Origin of the sequence: Pseudalkalibacillus sp. NRS-1564, assembly GCF_050467905.1 — a bacterium.
In the GTDB taxonomy this organism is placed as follows: Bacteria; Bacillota; Bacilli; order Bacillales; family Guptibacillaceae; genus Guptibacillus; species Guptibacillus hwajinpoensis_B.
The window spans coordinates 1-18280 of record NZ_JBITPM010000044.1 but is presented as its reverse complement, the minus strand read 5'-3'; the positions used below and the strand labels follow the sequence as shown (position 1 = coordinate 18280).

At 40.3% G+C, this 18280-nt stretch carries 18 protein-coding genes, 1 pseudogene and 2 riboswitches; of the genes and pseudogenes, 11 read left to right on the top strand and 8 right to left on the bottom strand.

What is annotated here, in order from left to right:
- Positions 1-30: 30 nt before the first annotated feature.
- The 6 genes and pseudogenes from ACIFPW_RS19610 to ACIFPW_RS19585 all read right to left on the bottom strand — a co-directional run bounded on the left by ACIFPW_RS19610 (position 31) and on the right by ACIFPW_RS19585 (position 6061).
- Entirely contained in the window at positions 31-1296 is a 1266-nt protein-coding gene (locus ACIFPW_RS19610) for a sugar ABC transporter ATP-binding protein (RefSeq protein WP_430246696.1), read from the bottom strand.
- Positions 1244-1540 (bottom strand): ATP-binding cassette domain-containing protein, encoded by a 297-nt coding sequence (locus ACIFPW_RS19605; protein ID WP_430246694.1) that lies wholly within the window; start codon positions 1538-1540, stop codon positions 1244-1246. Before ACIFPW_RS19605 ends, ACIFPW_RS19610 begins: the two co-directional genes overlap by 53 nt.
- Positions 1537-2670 carry a sugar ABC transporter substrate-binding protein gene (locus tag ACIFPW_RS19600; protein ID WP_430246692.1) on the bottom strand — a complete coding sequence of 378 codons (1134 nt, stop codon included), beginning with the start codon at positions 2668-2670 and terminating at the stop codon, positions 1537-1539. The genes ACIFPW_RS19605 and ACIFPW_RS19600 overlap by 4 nt, the downstream gene beginning before the upstream one ends.
- On the bottom strand, positions 2667-3731 hold the full coding sequence (gene mtnA / locus ACIFPW_RS19595) for an S-methyl-5-thioribose-1-phosphate isomerase (protein ID WP_430246690.1): 1065 nt from the start codon (positions 3729-3731) through the stop codon (positions 2667-2669). The genes ACIFPW_RS19600 and mtnA overlap by 4 nt, the downstream gene beginning before the upstream one ends.
- Positions 3732-4943 (bottom strand): S-methyl-5-thioribose kinase, encoded by a 1212-nt coding sequence (mtnK, locus tag ACIFPW_RS19590; protein ID WP_430246688.1) that lies wholly within the window; start codon positions 4941-4943, stop codon positions 3732-3734.
- 114 nt (positions 4944-5057) lie between these two features.
- A riboswitch (SAM riboswitch) is annotated at positions 5058-5194 on the bottom strand.
- An 86-nt stretch (positions 5195-5280) separates the two neighbouring features.
- Positions 5281-6061 (bottom strand): annotated as a pseudogene (locus ACIFPW_RS19585) (carbon-nitrogen family hydrolase).
- A 108-nt stretch (positions 6062-6169) separates the two neighbouring features.
- On the opposite strand from ACIFPW_RS19585, the gene ACIFPW_RS19580 reads away from it, so the two are divergent.
- From ACIFPW_RS19580 to ACIFPW_RS19560, 5 genes are all read left to right on the top strand, one after another.
- Positions 6170-7342: a pyridoxal phosphate-dependent aminotransferase gene (locus ACIFPW_RS19580; RefSeq protein WP_430246686.1), complete on the top strand. Its 1173-nt coding sequence runs from the start codon at positions 6170-6172 to the stop codon at positions 7340-7342.
- An 83-nt stretch (positions 7343-7425) separates the two neighbouring features.
- Positions 7426-7535: riboswitch (SAM riboswitch) on the top strand.
- Between the two features lie 94 nt (positions 7536-7629).
- Positions 7630-8829: a 2,3-diketo-5-methylthiopentyl-1-phosphate enolase gene (locus ACIFPW_RS19575; protein ID WP_430246684.1), complete on the top strand. Its 1200-nt coding sequence runs from the start codon at positions 7630-7632 to the stop codon at positions 8827-8829.
- Positions 8826-9542, top strand: coding sequence for a 2-hydroxy-3-keto-5-methylthiopentenyl-1-phosphate phosphatase (locus tag ACIFPW_RS19570; protein WP_430246682.1), 717 nt, complete (start codon positions 8826-8828; stop codon positions 9540-9542). The genes ACIFPW_RS19575 and ACIFPW_RS19570 overlap by 4 nt, the downstream gene beginning before the upstream one ends.
- The gene (locus ACIFPW_RS19565; protein ID WP_430246680.1) at positions 9488-10111 is read left to right on the top strand and encodes a methylthioribulose 1-phosphate dehydratase; all 624 of its coding nucleotides are present in this window, start codon (positions 9488-9490) and stop codon (positions 10109-10111) included. The genes ACIFPW_RS19570 and ACIFPW_RS19565 overlap by 55 nt, the downstream gene beginning before the upstream one ends.
- A gap of 51 nt (positions 10112-10162) precedes the next feature.
- On the top strand, positions 10163-10696 hold the full coding sequence (locus ACIFPW_RS19560; RefSeq protein ID WP_194219961.1) for an acireductone dioxygenase: 534 nt from the start codon (positions 10163-10165) through the stop codon (positions 10694-10696).
- A 53-nt stretch (positions 10697-10749) separates the two neighbouring features.
- On the opposite strand, the gene ACIFPW_RS19555 is transcribed toward ACIFPW_RS19560, so the two are convergent.
- The gene (locus ACIFPW_RS19555) at positions 10750-11268 is read right to left on the bottom strand and encodes an N-acetyltransferase family protein (protein ID WP_430246678.1); all 519 of its coding nucleotides are present in this window, start codon (positions 11266-11268) and stop codon (positions 10750-10752) included.
- Positions 11269-11379: 111 nt separating this feature from the next.
- On the opposite strand from ACIFPW_RS19555, the gene ACIFPW_RS19550 reads away from it, so the two are divergent.
- Positions 11380-12261, top strand: a complete 882-nt coding sequence (locus tag ACIFPW_RS19550; protein WP_430246676.1) for an alpha/beta fold hydrolase — start codon at positions 11380-11382, stop codon at positions 12259-12261.
- 8 nt (positions 12262-12269) lie between these two features.
- On the opposite strand, the gene ACIFPW_RS19545 is transcribed toward ACIFPW_RS19550, so the two are convergent.
- Entirely contained in the window at positions 12270-13343 is a 1074-nt protein-coding gene (locus ACIFPW_RS19545) for an ATP-binding protein (RefSeq protein ID WP_430246674.1), read from the bottom strand.
- Positions 13344-13605: 262 nt separating this feature from the next.
- Here ACIFPW_RS19545 and ACIFPW_RS19540 point away from each other — a divergent pair, with 262 nt between their 5' ends.
- From ACIFPW_RS19540 to ACIFPW_RS19520, 5 genes are all read left to right on the top strand, one after another.
- Positions 13606-14778 (top strand): MFS transporter, encoded by a 1173-nt coding sequence (locus ACIFPW_RS19540; protein ID WP_430246672.1) that lies wholly within the window; start codon positions 13606-13608, stop codon positions 14776-14778.
- A 161-nt stretch (positions 14779-14939) separates the two neighbouring features.
- Positions 14940-15443 carry a DoxX family protein gene (locus tag ACIFPW_RS19535; RefSeq protein ID WP_430246670.1) on the top strand — a complete coding sequence of 168 codons (504 nt, stop codon included), beginning with the start codon at positions 14940-14942 and terminating at the stop codon, positions 15441-15443.
- Between the two features lie 275 nt (positions 15444-15718).
- Positions 15719-16024: a hypothetical protein gene (locus ACIFPW_RS19530; protein WP_194219967.1), complete on the top strand. Its 306-nt coding sequence runs from the start codon at positions 15719-15721 to the stop codon at positions 16022-16024.
- Between the two features lie 73 nt (positions 16025-16097).
- Positions 16098-16439 carry a CHY zinc finger protein gene (locus tag ACIFPW_RS19525; RefSeq protein WP_430246667.1) on the top strand — a complete coding sequence of 114 codons (342 nt, stop codon included), beginning with the start codon at positions 16098-16100 and terminating at the stop codon, positions 16437-16439.
- Positions 16440-16710: 271 nt separating this feature from the next.
- Complete coding sequence (locus ACIFPW_RS19520) at positions 16711-18030, top strand: TrkH family potassium uptake protein (RefSeq protein WP_430246665.1); 1320 nt, start codon at positions 16711-16713, stop codon at positions 18028-18030.
- Positions 18031-18280: the final 250 nt, after the last annotated feature.

The window sequence follows — 18280 nt, the reverse complement described above, 5'->3', positions numbered from 1 at the left end:
ATCCCTCTTGGGTTTTGTGTTTGTACGAGTTCAGCTGCTGATTTCAATCTTCCTACCTCCTGTAGCTGCTTGCATAATGGCTTCCTCTGTCATCTCTTCACCTGTGAGCGTGGCGGTAATTTCGCCATCGTACATGACAAGGATTCTATCTGATAGATCAAGAAGCTCTTCGATTTCGCTGGAAAAATATAAAACCCCTTTCCCTTGATCGGCAAGCTCTTTTATTAGAGCTATCACTTCGGCTTTGGCTTTCACATCAATGCCTTTTGTTGGTTCATCAAAGAGAAATACTTTCTGATCATCGTATAACCATTTTCCGATAGCTGCTTTCTGTTGATTTCCCCCACTGAGATGATGGATCGGTTCTTTAGGTGAAGCTGCTTTAATGCCGAGCTGCGTTATTTGCCTGGATGAATAATTTTCCTCTTTTTTTCGATTAAGGAATCCTCTGAGCGAATGACGCCGTAGAGAAGGGAGCGTTAGGTTTTCTGATAATGAGAAATCGAGTAGAATACCCGATTTTCTTCGCTCTTCTGGTACAAGACAAATCCCGGCTTTAATCGCGTCAGCTGGAGAGCGAAAGCGGTATGTTTGGTTGTTAATGTGAACACATCCTCTTGTATGCTTTGTTGCTCCAAAGAGGGTTAATGCTGTTTCCGATTTTCCTGCACCTACAAGTCCTGCAACGCCAATGATTTCTCCATGATTCAATAAGAAATTCACTGTTTTTCCAGTCTCGGGTATAAAGAGATTCTCAGCCCGCATTAAAGCATGACTCGTGCTCTTTGTTTGACGGGGTTCTTTTTTTCTAAGGGTTGATCCAACCATACTGGAAATGATCTCATCCGCTGAAACAGTTTTTGTTTCAGCGGAAAGATGAACTTTGCCGTCTCGTAAAATCGTAAAACGGTCGCTTATTTCTTCTATTTCTGGCATGCGGTGAGAAATGTAAATCATCCCCACGCCTTTCTTCTTCAGTTTGTTAATAAGATGAAATAATAGCTTTGTTTCCTCTACACTAAGTGGAGCAGTTGGTTCATCCAGGATCAAATATTGCGTCTCCTGTGCCATTGCTCGAGCAATTAAGATCATTTGTTTCTCTGACAGCGAGCATTCGCAAGCCAGTTTATCAGGTGTTAAAGTAATACCAAGAGAGTTAAGTAAATCTCTTGTTCGTTGCCGTTCTTTGTTAGAAGAATAGCGTTTGAAAGGAGATTTATTCATTGAGTCAGCCCAAATATTTTCAGAAACGGATAGGGTAGGAAACAAAGCCGTATCGACTTCTTGTACAACCATTCCGATGCCAGCTTTTTTTTGCATCGGAAGGTGTATGAATCGGTAGAGGTTCTCCGTTAAGTAAAATAGAACCGCTGTCTCGTTCATAGTCTCCACAAACCATTTTCATAAGCGTGCTTTTACCAGCTCCATTCTTACCGAGCAGGGCGTGCACTTCGCCTGAACGAATCGTTAGGGAGACGTTTTTTAATACAGGGATATTTCCGAATGATTTAGAAATGTTTTGAATGGATAACTCACTCATTTGCTATCATCCTGTTGCGTTAATTTCTCCATCCACGGAGAAATAGCTGCGTCAGAAGAGCCCCAGTCATCGACGTAATTGCCTAATTCACTCATTGAAATGGTTTCTTCTGGTAAATCAGATTGTTTTACTAGATGCGGATCAAGTGAGAAAATCTCTGGCGTTTCTTCTCCAGCAATTTTCTGATAAGCAAAACGTACTTGAACACGTCCTACTTCCGCCGGATCAGTAGCGGCAGATGAAAGCCATGGGCTATTATCCTTTTGCATCATTTGGAGATCTTCGTCACTCATGTCGATGCCGTAAACTTTGATTTCTTCTCGACCAGCTTGCTCAATGGCACGAGTAGCGCCTTTCGCAAATTCATCCCATGGGGCAAATACAGCATCAATATCACCTTTGTTTGGATATTGCTTTAGAATAGTTTCCATTTGGGTTTGGGTGTCAAGTGCTGTATTAGCACTCGCGGTCCCGAACTTAGCGATTTCATTGATTTCTGGATAGCGTTCCTGGAAGGCCTCATAAATTGCATTTCGTCGCTCCATGGGCGCGAATCCTCCCACCCATACATAGACAATATTTCCTTCGCCATTTAAATCTTGAGCAAGCGTTTTTAATGTATTCCATGCAAGACTATAATCATCTTGATCAATAACCGTTACACCTGGCACGTTAATATCGCTATCAAACACAACGACAGGTATGCCTTTATCAACAGCTTTTTTCACTCCAGCTTCGAGTGCATCTGCTCGGCCATGATCAATTAAGATCGCATCGACTTTTTGGTTGATGGCTGTATCAAGGTGTGTAGCCATTTTGGAAAGGTCATTATCAGCATTATAAACTTGAACGCTTCCGCCAAATTTTTCAACCTGATCTTCAACTCCTTTTACGTACTGGGAAGAAAATGTACCGAGGGATGCTTGCATAATCGCTGCTAATTTGATAGGTTTTTGAACTTCTTTTGGAATGTCTGAAGAAACTTTAGACGTTTCTTTACCTGTGTTCGCAGTTGCCTCACTTGATTCCGTATTGCTTGCTTCTGGTGCACTTACGGCATCTTGCTCACTCGTACAAGCTGCAAGCACGACGAGAAGAAGAATGGATAAAATAAGTCCTAAGCGTTTCATGAATGTACCTCCGTGTTTTTAGCGTGTGGGAAAGCAAGATGAGCAAGGTTTTCAGCGTACGGTGTTCGAACGATACCGTGCTCCGTAATGATTCCGTTAAGTAATTCATTTGGCGTCACATCAAAAGCAGGATTAAATACACCAATGTTTTCAGCTGCAACACGTTCACCTTTATAGTGCGTGACTTCTTTCGGGTCTCGCTCCTCAATCGGAATCGCTTCTCCGTCAGGGATCGAGTAGTCAATTGTTGAGATGGGGGCAGCAACATAAAAAGGAACGTTGTATGCTTTTGCGATATGGGCGAGGCCGAGCGTACCAATCTTATTAGCTGTATCACCATTTGCAGCAATCCGATCAGCACCAACAATTACTGCAGCGATTTTCTTTGTTTTTAATACGTGAGCTACCATACTGTCTGTAATAAGCGTAACGTCAATACCTGCACGCTCAAGCTCCCATGCGGTTAATCGAGCACCCTGTAGAACTGGTCTGGTTTCTGTTGCAATTGCAGAGATGGAGAGACCGTTTTCCTTTGCCAGATGGAGAGGCGCAAGAGCAGTCCCGTATTTTGCTGTTGCGATCCCACCTGCATTGCAGTGTGTGAGGATGGTATCCCCATTATTTAATAGCTTCAGACCATGTTCTCCGATACGCTGACAGACAAGTTCATCCTCTTTATGGATAGTAAGTGCTTCGTGCAGAATAGCTTCTTTCATTTTTTGAACTGTTGGTAAGGAAAAGCTAGCTCGGATGATGCGATCGATCGCCCAAGAGAGATTAACTGCAGTGGGACGAGAGGAGGCAAGATATTTTCCTTGGTTGACTAGCGCTGTTTTGAACGCTATTGCTTCGTTTGTTTGAACATGCTGACTCCAAAGAACAAGACCATACGCTGCGGCGATTCCAATGGCTGGTGCTCCGCGGACCACAAGGGCAGAAATGCTATTCCAGACATCCTCGATTGCCGTTTGCTTAAGGTAGATCTCTTGTTGTGGAAGATGCCGTTGATCGAGGAGTAAGAGATGATCACCTTTCCACTGGAGTGATGAGATAACAGTCATTTAAATGACCTCCTTGATTGCTTTAATGTATTGTTCAATCGAAGTGATGCTTTTTCGGTCTAAAATAAGTTTTTTTCCAAGGGTAAGCGCCTTTTTTTCCACAGCGAGTTTTACTCTTGGATCACTGATCGTCTCGATCTCTTCTACATGAGCAAGTCCAATCGTTCTTCGGATGATTTTACAGCCGGAAAATCCAATGCTATCGACAAAAATAGATTGTAGAAGAGCGTCTAGGTATCCTCTCGAATAACGATTATCTTCTGAGAGATGGTCGTCCCATAATGATCGGAAAGTAGATTCAAATACGTTCCAAACCTCGGTAGTGACGCCAAATAAATAAGCGAGGTATCCTTCTTTCTCTTCTTCTGATCTATGGGCCTCCTGCGACAGGATACTAAGCGCAATATTGGCGATAAAAGCACCGACATCAAAACCAGCTGGCCCATAGAAAGCAAATTCTGGATCGATTATTTTGGTTGAGCTTTCCGTAACAAACAGGCTACCTGTATGTAAGTCCCCATGTATCAAAGCTTCTCCTTTTGTTAAAAAAGAGTGTTTGAGGGAGGCCACTTCAGTGAGGAAATCGTCATCTTCCCACAGCGATTCAACATCTGCTCGAAGCTCTTCTGTAAAGGCATTGCTTTCGGCATTGTAGAAAGGATCTGAAAATACGAGGGTTTCTGTTATGCCACATAAGTCTGGATTACTAAACCGTTTGGCAAGCTCTTTCTTATTTGCCGAACCAAGACCGTAGTCAGAAGTGAAAAAGAGCGTATGAGCGAGGTAGGTACCGACGTTTCTTGCAAGTTCAGGATATATACGTCCTTCAATAAGTCCTTTGCGTAAAATAGTGTGCGTTGATAAATCTTCCATAACCGTTGCGGCTTTTTCAGCGTCATGCAAATAAACGATTGGAGAAAAGTCAGGAACGAGCGAGTGAGCTTGCTTGAGCGCCTCGCTTTCAATTCTGGACCGATCAAGTGTAAGCGGCCAGGATTCGCCAACTACTTTGGCATAAGGCAAGGCTTGTTTGACGATCCAGGATTGTCCTGTTTTCTTGTGTTGAACATGAAAGACATAATTTAAATTGCCATCGCCAATTTCCTTTACATGAACGGGAGCGGTGCGATCCAAAAGCTCGTGATGCTCTAAAAATTGCACAACTGTTTCGCTTGTAAACGGTGTGTACCCTGAAGTGATCTGAATACCCATGTAAAATTCCCCTTTCAACTATTTATGGTTGTTGTATTGCATGAAGATCGGAATTTCGGCATAAAAAAAGCCTCTTTCCGAAGAAAGAGGCTTGAAGACAGAGATACTTCACACCTCTTATCTTCCAGAATGAATATCATCCTGTTGGAAGTAGCACCGTGCCATTTAAGTCATGGATTCATCTGGACTTAAAAATAGGTCGGTTGCTGGGCGTCATAGGGCCAAATCCCTCAGCCTGCTCTTGATAAGAGAAAGTTTATGAAATTATTTTACAATTTTTTCGCTTGAAATGTATGTTACAGAGAAAGGAACATGTTTGTCAATAATATTTTGAATATTATTTATAAATATCTGGACGTCGATCTTCAAAGATAGGAATGCGACTCCGGATTGATGACATTTCCTCTTCGTCAATAGAACCTGTTAAAATAACTTCTTCTTCTCCTGCTTCTGCGATAATTGTTCCCCACGGATCAATGATCAATGAGTGTCCTCCAAACGTATTATCAGGATCTGCCCCGACACGATTACAAGCAATCACGTAGCACTGATTTTCAATCGCGCGACTGATAAGTAATGCTCGCCAATGATCGGTGCGTTGCTTTGGCCATTCTGCTGGTACGAACAATACTTGGGCACCTTCAACTGCATGAAGGCGAAGCCACTCAGGAAAGCGAATATCATAACAAATGAACCCGGCACATGGGAGTTCTTCAAGTGTGAAATGACTTTTTTCATTTCCAGAAACGAGGAATTTCTCTTCATTCATCAAACGAAACAGGTGCGCTTTGCTATACTCATGAACGAGCTGCCCATCTCGATTGAACACAAGCATGGTGTTCGTTACTTCGCCGTTATGATGCTTAGCGATGGAGCCCCCGACAATATTTACGTCGTTTTTTTGCGAGGCGAGATAGAAAAGCAATCGACTTTTCTGCATCAGTATCTCCAATTTCATCAAGACGAGATAAATCATAACCTGTGGACCACAATTCTGGTAAAACGATGATATCTGGTTTGTCACTCACCGCCTTAGAAACAAGCTCTTCAACTTTAGAGAAATTCTTTTCTGGATTGCCAAAAGCAATATCAAATTGCAACAGGGCAAGGTTTTTCATTGATTTGTCCTCCTTACATGTTTAGAAATTGACCTTTACATGGTTGTGTATCCAAGATAACATAACTTATTAGAATTTCTCGAAAATTTTAACAGGATGTGATTCCATTTGAAACAATTTCAAACTTCAGATGCACTTAAACGTTTACCAGAACAATTTTTTGCGAAGCTTGCTGGAAAAGTGAACCGTTATGTAGAGGCGGGATATGACATTATTAACCTTGGCCAAGGAAATCCTGACCAGCCGACGCCTGCGCATATTATCGAGTCTTTGCAGCAGGCAGCTGAAAACCCTGCATACCACAAGTATCCGCCATTTAAGGGACAACCTTTTCTGAAACAAGCCGCGGCTGACTTCTATAAGCGAGAGTTTGGTGTTGAGCTTGATCCGGAGAAAGAGGTAGCCGTCCTTTTTGGTGGAAAAGCTGGCCTTGTAGAAGTCAGTCAATGTTTGTTAAATAAAAGTGACGTGGCGCTCGTGCCAGATCCTGGCTATCCTGATTATTGGTCTGGTGTTGCGATGGCTGAAGCGGATATGCAAATGATGCCGTTACTTGAACAAAATGATTTTCTGCCTGATTATAGCGCGATCCCAGAGAGTGCTCTTGCAAAAGCAAAGCTCATGTTTTTAAATTATCCAAACAATCCTACCGCTGCTGTAGCAACGAAAAGCTTTTTTGATGAAACGGTTAGGTTTGCGGATGCCAATGACATCTGTGTCGTTCATGATTTTGCTTATGGAGCGATCGGATTCGATGGAGAACGTCCTAAAAGCTTTTTGGAAACAGAAGGTGCTAAAGATGTGGGAATTGAGATTTATACTCTTTCCAAAACGTATAATATGGCAGGATGGCGTGTTGGGTTTGCTGTCGGAAACCCATCTGTAGTGGAAAGCATCAACCTGCTTCAGGATCATTTCTACGTTAGTTTGTTTAGTGCAGTGCAAGAAGCAGCTGCAGAAGCTTTACTAGGTTCACAGGAATGTGTTGAGAACCTTCGCCAAACGTACGAATCTAGACGGAATGTATTGATACAGGGGCTTCACGATATTGGCTGGGATGTAACCTCTCCTGCGGGGTCATTTTTTGCCTGGTTAAAAGTACCTGAATCATTTACTTCAGAGGGATTTGCGGACTACTTGCTTGAGAATGTTCAAATTGTAGTTGCGCCTGGGAACGGCTTTGGAGAGTATGGGGAAGGCTATGTGAGAGTAGGCTTATTAACTTCCGAAGAGAAACTCAGTGAGGCAGTTGAACGAATTAATTCTCTTAATCTCTTTTGATTCAGAAAAGTAAAAAAATAGATTGACAGGATTTCCTACGTCTGGCATAATTCGAATCAATTACTTAAACGAATAGTTGCATACTCTTATCCAGAGAGGTGGAGGGACGAGCCCTTTGAAGCCCGGCAACCGATTTTCAAGGTTACTTGAAGACACGGTGCTAATTCTCGCAGCAAAAGCTGGAAGATAAGAGGAAGAGCATGGTGATAACGACCTCTTCCTCGTGAAGGGGTCTTTTTTGTATGATCAAAGATTGAGGACTAGCGCGATGGAAAGGAATGAGCATGATGAGTCATCTTGTGGCAACTTACCTTGTTAAGAATGACCAACAATTATCTAAGCGCGCTGAAGCGATCGCCCTTGGATTAACGATTGGGACTTGGACCAATCTACCGTTATTAGAAAAAAAGCAGTTAAAGAAGCATAAGGGTGAAGTCGTTCACGTAGAGGAAAAAGGGGAAAAGGGCATCATCGCGATTGCTTACCCCACCATCAATTTCAGTGCGGATCTACCTGCGATTTTAACAACAGTCATCGGTAAGCTTTCACTTGATGGTGAAATTAAGCTGATTGATTTAGAGTTCTCTGCAGGGTTACTTAATCAATTCCCAGGTCCAGCATATGGAATAGATGGTATTCGGAATCTTACAGAAGTATACGATCGACCGCTCGTTATGAGTATTTTCAAAGGAGTTATTGGAAAATCGTTAGGCGAATTGCAGGAACAAATGAAACAGCAGGCGCTTGGTCGAGTCGATTTTGTGAAGGACGATGAAATTCTTTTTGAAAATGAGTTAACCCCTCTTGAAAAGCGAGTACCCGCCTTACGAAAAATGCTGGATGAAACGGCTGAATTGACAGGAAAGCGAACGCGTTACGCAGTGAATTTAACAGGAAGAACGGCAAACCTCAGTGATCGAGCAAAGCTTGCTGTGGAATTAGGAGCAGATGCGCTTCTGTTTAATGTTTTTACATATGGACTAGATGCATTGCAATCACTTTCAGAGGACTCGGATATTCCGGTTCCAATCATGGCACACCCTGCATTCTCTGGTGCAATGGCTGCCTCAAGCACACATGGGGTAAGTTACTCCCTATTACTTGGAAAGTTGCTTCGAACTGCTGGGGCAGACTTTTCCCTTTTCCCTTCGCCTTATGGGAGTGTAGCGCTTGATCGAAGAGAGGCGCTCGCAACAGCAGAAGCCTTAACGAGAAATAATAAGCTGAAAAGAACATTCCCTGTTCCTTCAGCGGGCATTCATCCTGGACTAGTACCGCTTCTTATAAAAGATTTCGGTATAGACAGTGTGATTAATGCGGGAGGTGGCGTGCACGGGCATCCCGATGGAGCAGCTGCAGGCGGAAAAGCTTTCCGAGATGCCATTCAAGCTGTTTTAACAGAGCAACCTCTTGAACAGGCCTCTCAAAATAGTGAGGAACTTCATCAGGCTCTTACAAAGTGGGGGAGCGGGGAGGTAGTGCGATGAAGCAGCCGATTATTTTTTGCGATTTTGATGGCACCATTACGAAAATTGATAATATCGTTTCTTTGATGAAACGGTTTGCTCCGAAAGAGTGGGAGCAAATAAAAGATGATGTGCTCGCTCAAAATATTTCCATTCGTGAAGGGGTCGGAAGGATGTTTCACTTAATCCCTTCCAAATTGAAACAGGAATTACTCGATTATTTAGTAGCTACAACTGAAATCAGACAGGGTTTTAGCGAATTCGTAGACTACACGAGGCAAGAAGGGATCGAGCTCTATATCGTCAGTGGAGGGATCGATTTCTTTATTTACCCTCTTCTTAAGCCATACGGTATTCCAGAAGAAAATATCTTCTGTAATGGCAGTGATTTTACTACTGATACCATCTCAATAACTTGGCCGTATGCCTGTGGAGACGATTGTACGAAAGATTGCGGTTGTCGCAAGCCAGGTATATTAAATCGTTTTGATAAAAAGGCTAACCGAAAAATTGTGATTGGAGATTCTATTACCGATTTAGAAGCTTCAAAGCAAGCAGATTTTGTGTTTGCTAGAGATTTTTTAGCGGAGAAGTGTCAAGAACTTGGCATTCCAGCCGTTTTATTTGAAACGTTTGATGATATCGTCGAAAAGTTAACTGAAGAAAGGGGGGAAGAATCATGTGCCAAGTGGAGAATCGATGGAACGAACTTGCTGATATTAAAGATGAATTAGCAGCAAGAGATTGGTTCCGTGGAACAAGTGGAAATCTTTCAATTAAGGTAAGTGATTCGCCGCTTCAATTTTTAGTAACGGCTAGTGGAAAGGATAAAAGAAAACGAACAAAAGAAGATTTCATTCTAGTGGATAGACAAGGGCAGCCAATTGAAGAGACTCTATTGAAACCATCAGCAGAGACCATGATTCATCAGGCGATCTATTCAAAGACAGATGCAGGCTGTTGCTTACACGTGCATACAGTTGAAAATAATGTTATATCTGAACTTTTTGCGGGAGAAGGAGAAGTTACGTTTCAAGGACTGGAGTTAGTTAAAGCTTTTGGTTTATGGGGACAGAATGACAAAGTGACAGTACCGATTATCGAGAATTCAGCTGATCTTTCTCTACTAGCTCATGATGTGGTGCACGTGCTTAAGAATGACACGAAAGCCATTTTGATGCGAAATCATGGGATTACAGTATGGGGGCGTAATGGTTTTGAAGCAAAAAAATATCTGGAAGCATTTGAATTCCTTTTTGAATATCATCTTAAATTACGAAGCTTTCAAGCAATTGTAAGTTAATCAGTAATCAACAAAGTTTCATTAGCTTAACAAAAAGAGGAGGAAGCATTAATGGCAGTAATTAAAATACGAAATACAAATGAAGTTATTGAAGGTCAAGATCGAGTAGGGGCATTTCTTCAGAATGAAGGAGTGTTATATGAACACTGGGATGTTGAGAAGCTACCGACGTCTCTTAAGGGGAATTGTCATGTTACAGAGGAACAGAAAAATGAAATTCTGAGTGTATTTGATGATGACATTCGTTCTCTAGCTCAGCGAAATGGATATGGAAACTGGGATGTGGTGGCACTTTCTGAACAAACGCCTGATCTTGATAAGATTCTGAAAAAATTTGAACAGGTTCATGTGCATACTGAGGACGAAGTAAGAGCGATAACGGCGGGACATGGGATTTTTATCATTAAAGGTAGCGTGGGGTATTTTGATGTTGAGCTCGATCCGGGTGACGTGATTTCTGTACCGGTTGATACACCACACTTCTTTACATTAATGGATGATCGGCAAGTTGTAGCCGTACGCCTTTTCATCGATCCATCAGGATGGGTAGCCCATCCATATGAAGAAAAAGAAAGTGTGAAGTGAAAAAAGGGCCGTGAGCAGTCACGGCCATCATTTTTGATTTTGCTTCAATCCCTTTAGCTACAAAATCCAATTAATTCATTCAGGTCGTTCCAACCAAAGCCGGTTTCTTTAAATGTCTTACCTGCAATTTCTGTTTCTTCCACGGCAATTTGAAGTGGATGAAAACTTTCGTAGAATTGAGAAGCTGGGTTTCCATTCAGTACCCAAACAAGCATAGACTGATAAGATTCGCTTCTAAGATGTTTAGCTACCGAGCACAGAAGTTGTTTGCCAACTCCCTTTCCCTGTGCTTCTTCAAGAAGGTATATCGCATAAAGTTCTCCATCGAATTTGTAAGCAGCTGATCTGTTTTTTCCGCCATTCGCAAATCCTATTATTTCCCCTTCTTCGACTGCCACAAGGATAATACTTCCATTTTCAATTCCTTTCCGCCAACGAGCCTCGCGTATTTGAACGTCTAATGAATTCAAATAGTCTTCTGAGATAAGCGCACGGTAAGTCGTTCTCCAGCTGTTTACATGAACATTTGCTATCGCTAAAGCATCATCTACGACCGCTTTTCTGATTTCCATTGATTACCTCCATCTCAATTTGATTTTCCTATCAGACTCATTTCGAGAGAGAGGGAATGAATCCTGCTAGTCGAATATATGAAGTAAGTCATAGTTTAAAGGAAAAGTGAAATGAAAAAAATCATAATAGAAATAGATGGCAGTTATGTTCATGGTTTTGAATGGGGAGATAGGAGTCAGCCAACTGTCATTCTTCTTCACGGTTTAACGAACAATGCACTTGGTTTTAGTGAGATGGCAGAAGGTCTTAAGGATTACTTTCATTTAATCTCGATTGATCTACCAGGCCATGGTGAGACGCCTCCATTTAATGAAGATAAGAGTTATTCTTTTGAACTTCTAACAGAGTGGCTTCATAAGGTTTGTACATCATTAAGTGACGTACCAGTCTGGCTCATTGGGCATTCGTGGGGAGCTGCCCTGGCACTTCATTATAGTAGTCAATTCTCTAAAATGGTAAAAGGTATCGTGATGATTGATGGCGGTTATCTTCATTCTTCTGATGATCCGTCACTAACGCTTGAAGAACTTCTTGAACAAATGTCTCAATGGGTGGTAGAAAATCATTACAGAAAATTGGAAGAATATGAACAAAAGAAGAAAATGGAAATCGGAAGGTGGAGCAAGTATTTGGAGCAAATGGTACATAGGGATATGGAGGAAAGGAAAAATGGCGTAGCCTTAAGGGCTAGTGGTAGTACAGTAAGAGCGATTATGAAGTCCCTCTATCAAGAACCATGCAAAGAAATTTTTCATATGGTAAATGTTCCTATCTATCTCCTAAGGGCAACACTTCCTGTAGCAGATGAAACTAATAGAAAGCATGCAGCAAACGTGATGCGGAATGAAGTGAAAGGTGAATGTAGAATTGACGCTATTCCACAGACAGGTCATGTTCTACATTGGCAAAAACCTAAAGAAGCTTTATATATGGTAGAGAGATGGTTAAAGGAGCAAACAAAGCAAAAGGGCCATACGCAAGGCCCTGAATAACAAGGGGGTTAATTGCCAACCCCCTTTGGAAAAGTGAGCGTAATGATCGTGCCCTTCCCCTTATTACTTTCGATAGTTAAGTTCCCTTTATGTTTTTTTACTATACGTTTGCATATCGTAAGCCCAAGTCCAGTCCCGTTCTTTTTGGTAGTGAAAAACGGAGAGCCGAGTTTCTCAAGCTCTTCATCTGGGATTCCGCTACCATTATCAATGATTCTAATTTGTAATTTATCGTTACATTCTCGGGCTGAGATTGTAATTTCTCCCTCTTCACCGATAGCATCCATCGCATTTTTTATCAAATTAATAAAAACTTGTTTTAATTGATTACTTTCACAATAAATCTCTGGGAGAGAAGAGTGGTACTCTTTTGTTAGAATGATTGCTTTCATATTAGCCTGGCCACTTAGCAATTCGATGACTTCATCTAATATGAGATCGATTCGATTATAGTTAAAATTAATTTTTGTTGGTTTTGCAAGAATAAGAAATTCATCGATAATCTGTTCGATCCGATGAAATTCTGAATCCATCACCTGGGCATAGCGATCAATGTCTTGATCAGAGTTTTTGAACTGTATTAATTTTAAGAAACCCTTTAAAGAAGTGAGTGGGTTTCGAAGCTCGTGTGCGATCCCAGCTGCAAGTTGTCCAACAATCGATAGCTTTTCGGATTGAGCAAGGTGCTCTTCATTCATTCTTTTCTCGGTAATATCTTTCGCAATTCCAATGATCCTCGAAACATTCCCCTCTTCTACAAGTGGCACTAGTGTAATATCAAATAGCTTGTAGCCCTGTTTTGGGAAAGAATAACCTTCTTCAAATTGAATGGTTTTCTTACGAATCATGGCTTCTTGGAATCTTTTAATCGCTTGTATTCCTTGGTCAACCCCTAGAAAGTCTTCGATTCTCCGCCCAGATATGGCTTCTTTGGAAGTCTCATAACTTGCTAGATAAGCTTCATTTACAGCTTCGATTTCATAATGGTGAACATCGATCACACGAATTTGGAAAATAAGATCTGAAATATGGTGAAAAATAATATCTAAATTCGCCTCTTGTAGCTCGCTTCCATTTTTCATAGAAATCCCCCATAATCAGCATTTTAACTTAGTACTAATTGGATATTTCTACAAGATATGCGTATCCCCTTCAAATTATGATCGATATTTGTAATAGATTGGAAATTTTTGGCGTTCGAAGTGGTTGATAAGGTAGGAGAATATAGTAATAATAATGGAACCAATCCCAATGAAAGCGCATTGCAATTCAATTGTACTTACTATAGAGTTAGAAGAAGTATTTTGAGCGCATCACATTTAGCAAGGGAGGACGGCTTAAAAGATGACCAAAAGAGACTCTGTCTTTTTCCTTAGTCTGTTCTTGTTCTTTTTTCATGGAGCAAATACAATCATCATTAGCTATATGCCAGTATATTTTCAACAAAGTGGTATGTCTGAGAGTAAAATTGGATCTATCCTAGCGATCGGACCACTTGCAGCCATAATGGCTCAACCGTTTTGGGGTTACATAAGCGATAAATTCGGAACAATTAAAAAGGTTCTACTCGTAACGTTAGTTGGCGTTGCCATCATTAGCATTTTTCTTCTAACGAACCATAACTATGTGTTTATTCTCATCTCCGCTGCGGCGTTCTATGTTTTTATGTCCCCAACAGGGGCTCTTGGTGATAGTCTAGCTGTTAAAACAGCAGCTAGCGTGAATAGAAACTTTGGAAGTATTCGAACCTGGGGCTCAATTGGTTTTGCAGTTTCAACTTTAGTAGTTGGTCAGTTTTTTGCTTTTTTTGGTATAGCTTTTATTTTGGTTCCTTTTATGCTCATGATTTTGCTTGCTTTTTTTACAGCTATGAGAGTATCAGATGTCGAAACACATAATAAACCTGTTACTGTATGGGATGCCATACGGATTGGAAAGAATCCTCGCTTCCTACTCTTTTTGATTACGATCATGTTTTTAACCATTCCGCATCGAGCAAATGACAGTTTCATAGGGATTTATATCACGGATCTTGGTGGAAATGAATCTCAAATAGGACTAGCCTGGTTCGTTGCAGTTGCTAGTGAAGCTCTCATATTTGCGACAAGTCATTTTTGGTTTAGGCGTTTTAATGAAGTGGTCTTTATCTTAATAGCAGGTATGATCTATGCTGTCAGATGGATAGGGTTAGCTTACGTTGGAGGACCTCAAGCAGCGATACTTCTTCAAGTTTTTCACGGCGTAACGTTTGGTGTATTTTACGTTGCGGCCTTTCAATACGTGACCAAATTAGTTCCAGAGCATTTACAGGCGACAGGCCATTTGTTATTTATTTCGGTGTTTTTTGGTTTGTCTGGCATACTAGGTTCATTGCTTGGAGGAATGATTTTTGAAGAAACTTCTGGTGCTACTTTGTACAGTGTGATGGGGTACGTGACCTTAATTGGTTGTCTTGCATTACTTTTCTATCGTGTAATCGATAAGAGAAAATCCAAAAGAGACGAAAGTTATGCATAGGATAGAAGAGATTCTGTCCTATTTGAATTATCCAGTTATTTCATACCCGAATCGTAACTATATAAAACAGTTAGATTAATAGAGATGTAATTCACATAATGTTTTTAGAAGCTCCCTTACAATAAAGGTGTGTTAAGAATAAATAGTGGGGAGTGAGAGAGATGTTTGTTCATTTTCTAAGAGAAAATAAAGCAGCAGCTGGTATACTCTTTTTTATTCGGATATATCTTGGTTATCAATGGGTGACATCTGGTTGGACAAAAATCACTAATGGTTTTGATGCAAATGGCTTCTTACAGGGGGCAGTAGCCAACGCTAGTGGTGAGCATCCTGCAGTTCAAGGGTGGTGGGCTACATTCTTAGAAGGCGCAGCAATTCCAAATGTCGATTTCTTTAATGTTTTAATTCCTTGGGGCGAATTCTTTGTTGGTCTCGGATTACTACTTGGAACATTTACAACACTTGCCGCTCTTATGGGAGTAATCATGAATTTTGCCTTCCTGTTTAGTGGCACAACCAGTACAAATCCAATGATGGTCATCCTTGGAATATTATTGCTCATTGCTGGTTACAATGCAGCTAAGTTCGGGCTTGATCGTTGGATTGTTCCTTATTTAAAGAAGAATATTAAAACACACCAAAGTAAGCCCATATTCCATAACTAAAGCGAAAGGTTCCGCATAAAAGCGGAGCCTTTTAAATTTCTATAAGTACGAATCAAACTATTATTAAGAAGGTTAGATGAAAAATTGATACTAATCTCACTCTTGGTATGTCGAATATTACGATCTTTATTTGTTACCCGATTAGTAAAAAGCCTTCTTCAGAAAATAAATTACATTTAGTTAAAAAATGACTGGTATCTGTAATAAATTGTAAAGAGGGGGAGCGAGTGTCACGAAGAAAATGGTCTAGTGATAAATAAGTGGGAGGCTAGACTATGATCGGTATTTTCAAAGAAAATGAAGAACGTTATTTAAACTGGTATCGTGCTAATCCGGAAGGATATGTATTTAATCATTTTAAAGGGAGCGATCCTGATTATAATAAAATTCATATCGCCACATGTCGAACGTTATGGCGACAAAAAGACGCGGGTGTGCGAACGAAAGTTGAAAAGATTTGTTCAAGTAATCTTGATGAACTTATACAAATGACTGCGAATGTCAGAGACAAAAAAGGTTTTTCTTTTTGCAAAATTTGCATGACCGACCATGTGATTAAAAATGATCTATCAGTTAATTAATCATTTTTCTAGACAATGGAAGATAATGATAGAATGATACGTAATAGAAGATGGAATTAGAGAGGGATATAAAATGGGTTCTGAAGAGGTTGTTATAAAAGGAAAAGTTGTAGATGATGAAACTAGATGCCAACATTACTATAGTAAACGGGACATTATTGCGATTAAATTCAAATGTTGTGGTACATATTATCCATGTATCTATTGTCATGAAGAAACAACGGATCATTCTGTTATAAAGTGGCCCAAACACGAATTTGATGAAAAAGCTGTACTTTGTGGGAATTGCAAGTCAGAACTAACGATACAACAGTACATTTCTTCAAACTCAATTTGTCCATACTGTCAGTCTCTCTTTAATGATGGTTGTAAGCTTCACCAACATCTTTACTTTGAGCAGATCGACGCTAAATGATTTTCTTTACTTGTGGGTAGTCTGGATGTATTATTATTTCAATCCTATTGAGAAATCCTTTATTGTGTCGAAAGCATAGGGATAAAAATAACATCAGGCTTTGGTATAAAAAGAACTTTAATGGGTTATATCTTCGTGTCAAACACAGATTTCCTGTGTTTTTTCTTTTTGTTTACTTCTATATAAATGAATCGTTTTAACGCTTTTGATGTGGAAAGTATATTTCGAGGGGTTTGCGTGGCTGTTCTTAAAGAAGAAAGAGGGGTATGTCTTGAAATACAAAAAGGTTTTACTTCATCCGCCTAGAGCTTTGTTGCTTCTATTTCTATTTGTTAGTACGATCGGAACGTTTCTTCTAAAGCTACCACAGGCAACCACAACGTCAATTAGCTGGCTAGATGCCTGGTTTACGGCAATATCTGCTATCACTGTTACTGGTCTAGTAGTAGTGGATACGGGCAGTGTGTATACTATTTTTGGTCAGCTTGTTATCATGTTACTCATTCAAATTGGTGGGCTTGGCATTATGTCATTTGCAGTTGTGATCTTTCTGTTAATAGGGAAAAAAATCGGGGTTTCTCAAAGGCTCTTAATTACTCAGGCATTAAATCAAAAAGGAATGGGAGGCATTGTTAAGCTCGTTCGAAGTCTACTTTTATTTTCGATCATAATAGAAATGATTGGAGCCATTATTCTTTCGGCGAGGTGGATACCTGAATACGGAGTAGGAAGCGGAATTTACGCAGCAATTTTCCATTCTATTTCAGCTTATAATAATGCTGGCTTCTCGATTTGGTCAGACAGTCTTTCTTCATATGTTGGAGATCCCGTTATCAATATTGTTATTACTCTCTTGTTTATCTTAGGTGGAATTGGCTTCACGGTTTTAATCGATCTTAAGAATAAGAAGCATTTTCGTGAATGGGCCCTTCATACGAAATTGATGGTAATAGGGAGTATCATCATAAATGCACTTGCTTTTATCGTGATTATCACGCTCGAGTGGAATAACACTTCTACAATTGGGCAACTAAATGGTCCAGGAAAAGGATGGGCTGCATTATTTCAGGCTGTAACTCCTCGAACAGCAGGTTTTAATACGGTAGATATCGGTAGTATGGAAGAAGCTTCTCTCTTTTTTATTATATGTCTTATGTTCATAGGGGCTGGAAGTGCTTCTACTGGAGGTGGAATTAAGCTTACTACCTTCATCGCTATGCTCCTTTCAGTTAATACCTTTTTAAAAGGTAAAAACGAAGTAACCATTTTTCATAAAACGCTCGCTTTCTCTATCATTATTAAAGCTCTTGCAATAACTGTGATTTCAACAGGGGTTGTTATACTCGGAGTTTTTATTCTTGAACTAACGCAGGAATCTCCTTTTTTAGTTAATTTATTTGAAGTTGTATCCGCATTTGGAACAGTAGGACTTTCAATGGGATTAACAGGCAGCCTAGATGGAATAGGAAAAGTAACAATTATTGTCATCATGATGGTTGGTAAACTTGGTCCCCTGACGCTTGCCTTCATCTTTGCTTCTAAGAAGACTTCTAAAATAAGATACCCTGAAGAAGAAGTACTTACAGGATAAAACTGCCCCCTTCCATTGATGAGGAAGGGGGGATGAAAATTAATTCCCATAAATGGTTGACGCCATTGTTATCACATGGTAAGATGTTTCTTGTCACTTCGAAAAACAAACAACATCTTACATACAAATTACATACAAAAATGTTTTAAAAAAAGACATTGACTTATATGAATGTTGCTGGTAAGATAGAAGTTATCACTCGGGAGAATAACACCGAGATTAATAGAATTAAATCGATCTTTGAAAACTG

Coding starts and splice junctions, on each gene's coding strand:
- ACIFPW_RS19610 (WP_430246696.1), bottom strand. CDS start 1,296: ATGGTTGTACAAGAAGTCGATACGGCTTTGTTTCCTACCCTATCCGTT.
- ACIFPW_RS19605 (WP_430246694.1), bottom strand. CDS start 1,540: ATGAGTGAGTTATCCATTCAAAACATTTCTAAATCATTCGGAAATATC.
- ACIFPW_RS19600 (WP_430246692.1), bottom strand. CDS start 2,670: ATGAAACGCTTAGGACTTATTTTATCCATTCTTCTTCTCGTCGTGCTT.
- mtnA (WP_430246690.1), bottom strand. CDS start 3,731: ATGACTGTTATCTCATCACTCCAGTGGAAAGGTGATCATCTCTTACTC.
- mtnK (WP_430246688.1), bottom strand. CDS start 4,943: ATGGGTATTCAGATCACTTCAGGGTACACACCGTTTACAAGCGAAACA.
- ACIFPW_RS19575 (WP_430246684.1), top strand. CDS start 7,630: ATGAGTCATCTTGTGGCAACTTACCTTGTTAAGAATGACCAACAATTA.
- ACIFPW_RS19570 (WP_430246682.1), top strand. CDS start 8,826: ATGAAGCAGCCGATTATTTTTTGCGATTTTGATGGCACCATTACGAAA.
- ACIFPW_RS19565 (WP_430246680.1), top strand. CDS start 9,488: ATGTGCCAAGTGGAGAATCGATGGAACGAACTTGCTGATATTAAAGAT.
- ACIFPW_RS19560 (WP_194219961.1), top strand. CDS start 10,163: ATGGCAGTAATTAAAATACGAAATACAAATGAAGTTATTGAAGGTCAA.
- ACIFPW_RS19555 (WP_430246678.1), bottom strand. CDS start 11,268: ATGGAAATCAGAAAAGCGGTCGTAGATGATGCTTTAGCGATAGCAAAT.
- ACIFPW_RS19550 (WP_430246676.1), top strand. CDS start 11,380: ATGAAAAAAATCATAATAGAAATAGATGGCAGTTATGTTCATGGTTTT.
- ACIFPW_RS19545 (WP_430246674.1), bottom strand. CDS start 13,343: ATGAAAAATGGAAGCGAGCTACAAGAGGCGAATTTAGATATTATTTTT.
- ACIFPW_RS19540 (WP_430246672.1), top strand. CDS start 13,606: ATGACCAAAAGAGACTCTGTCTTTTTCCTTAGTCTGTTCTTGTTCTTT.
- ACIFPW_RS19535 (WP_430246670.1), top strand. CDS start 14,940: ATGTTTGTTCATTTTCTAAGAGAAAATAAAGCAGCAGCTGGTATACTC.
- ACIFPW_RS19530 (WP_194219967.1), top strand. CDS start 15,719: ATGATCGGTATTTTCAAAGAAAATGAAGAACGTTATTTAAACTGGTAT.
- ACIFPW_RS19525 (WP_430246667.1), top strand. CDS start 16,098: ATGGGTTCTGAAGAGGTTGTTATAAAAGGAAAAGTTGTAGATGATGAA.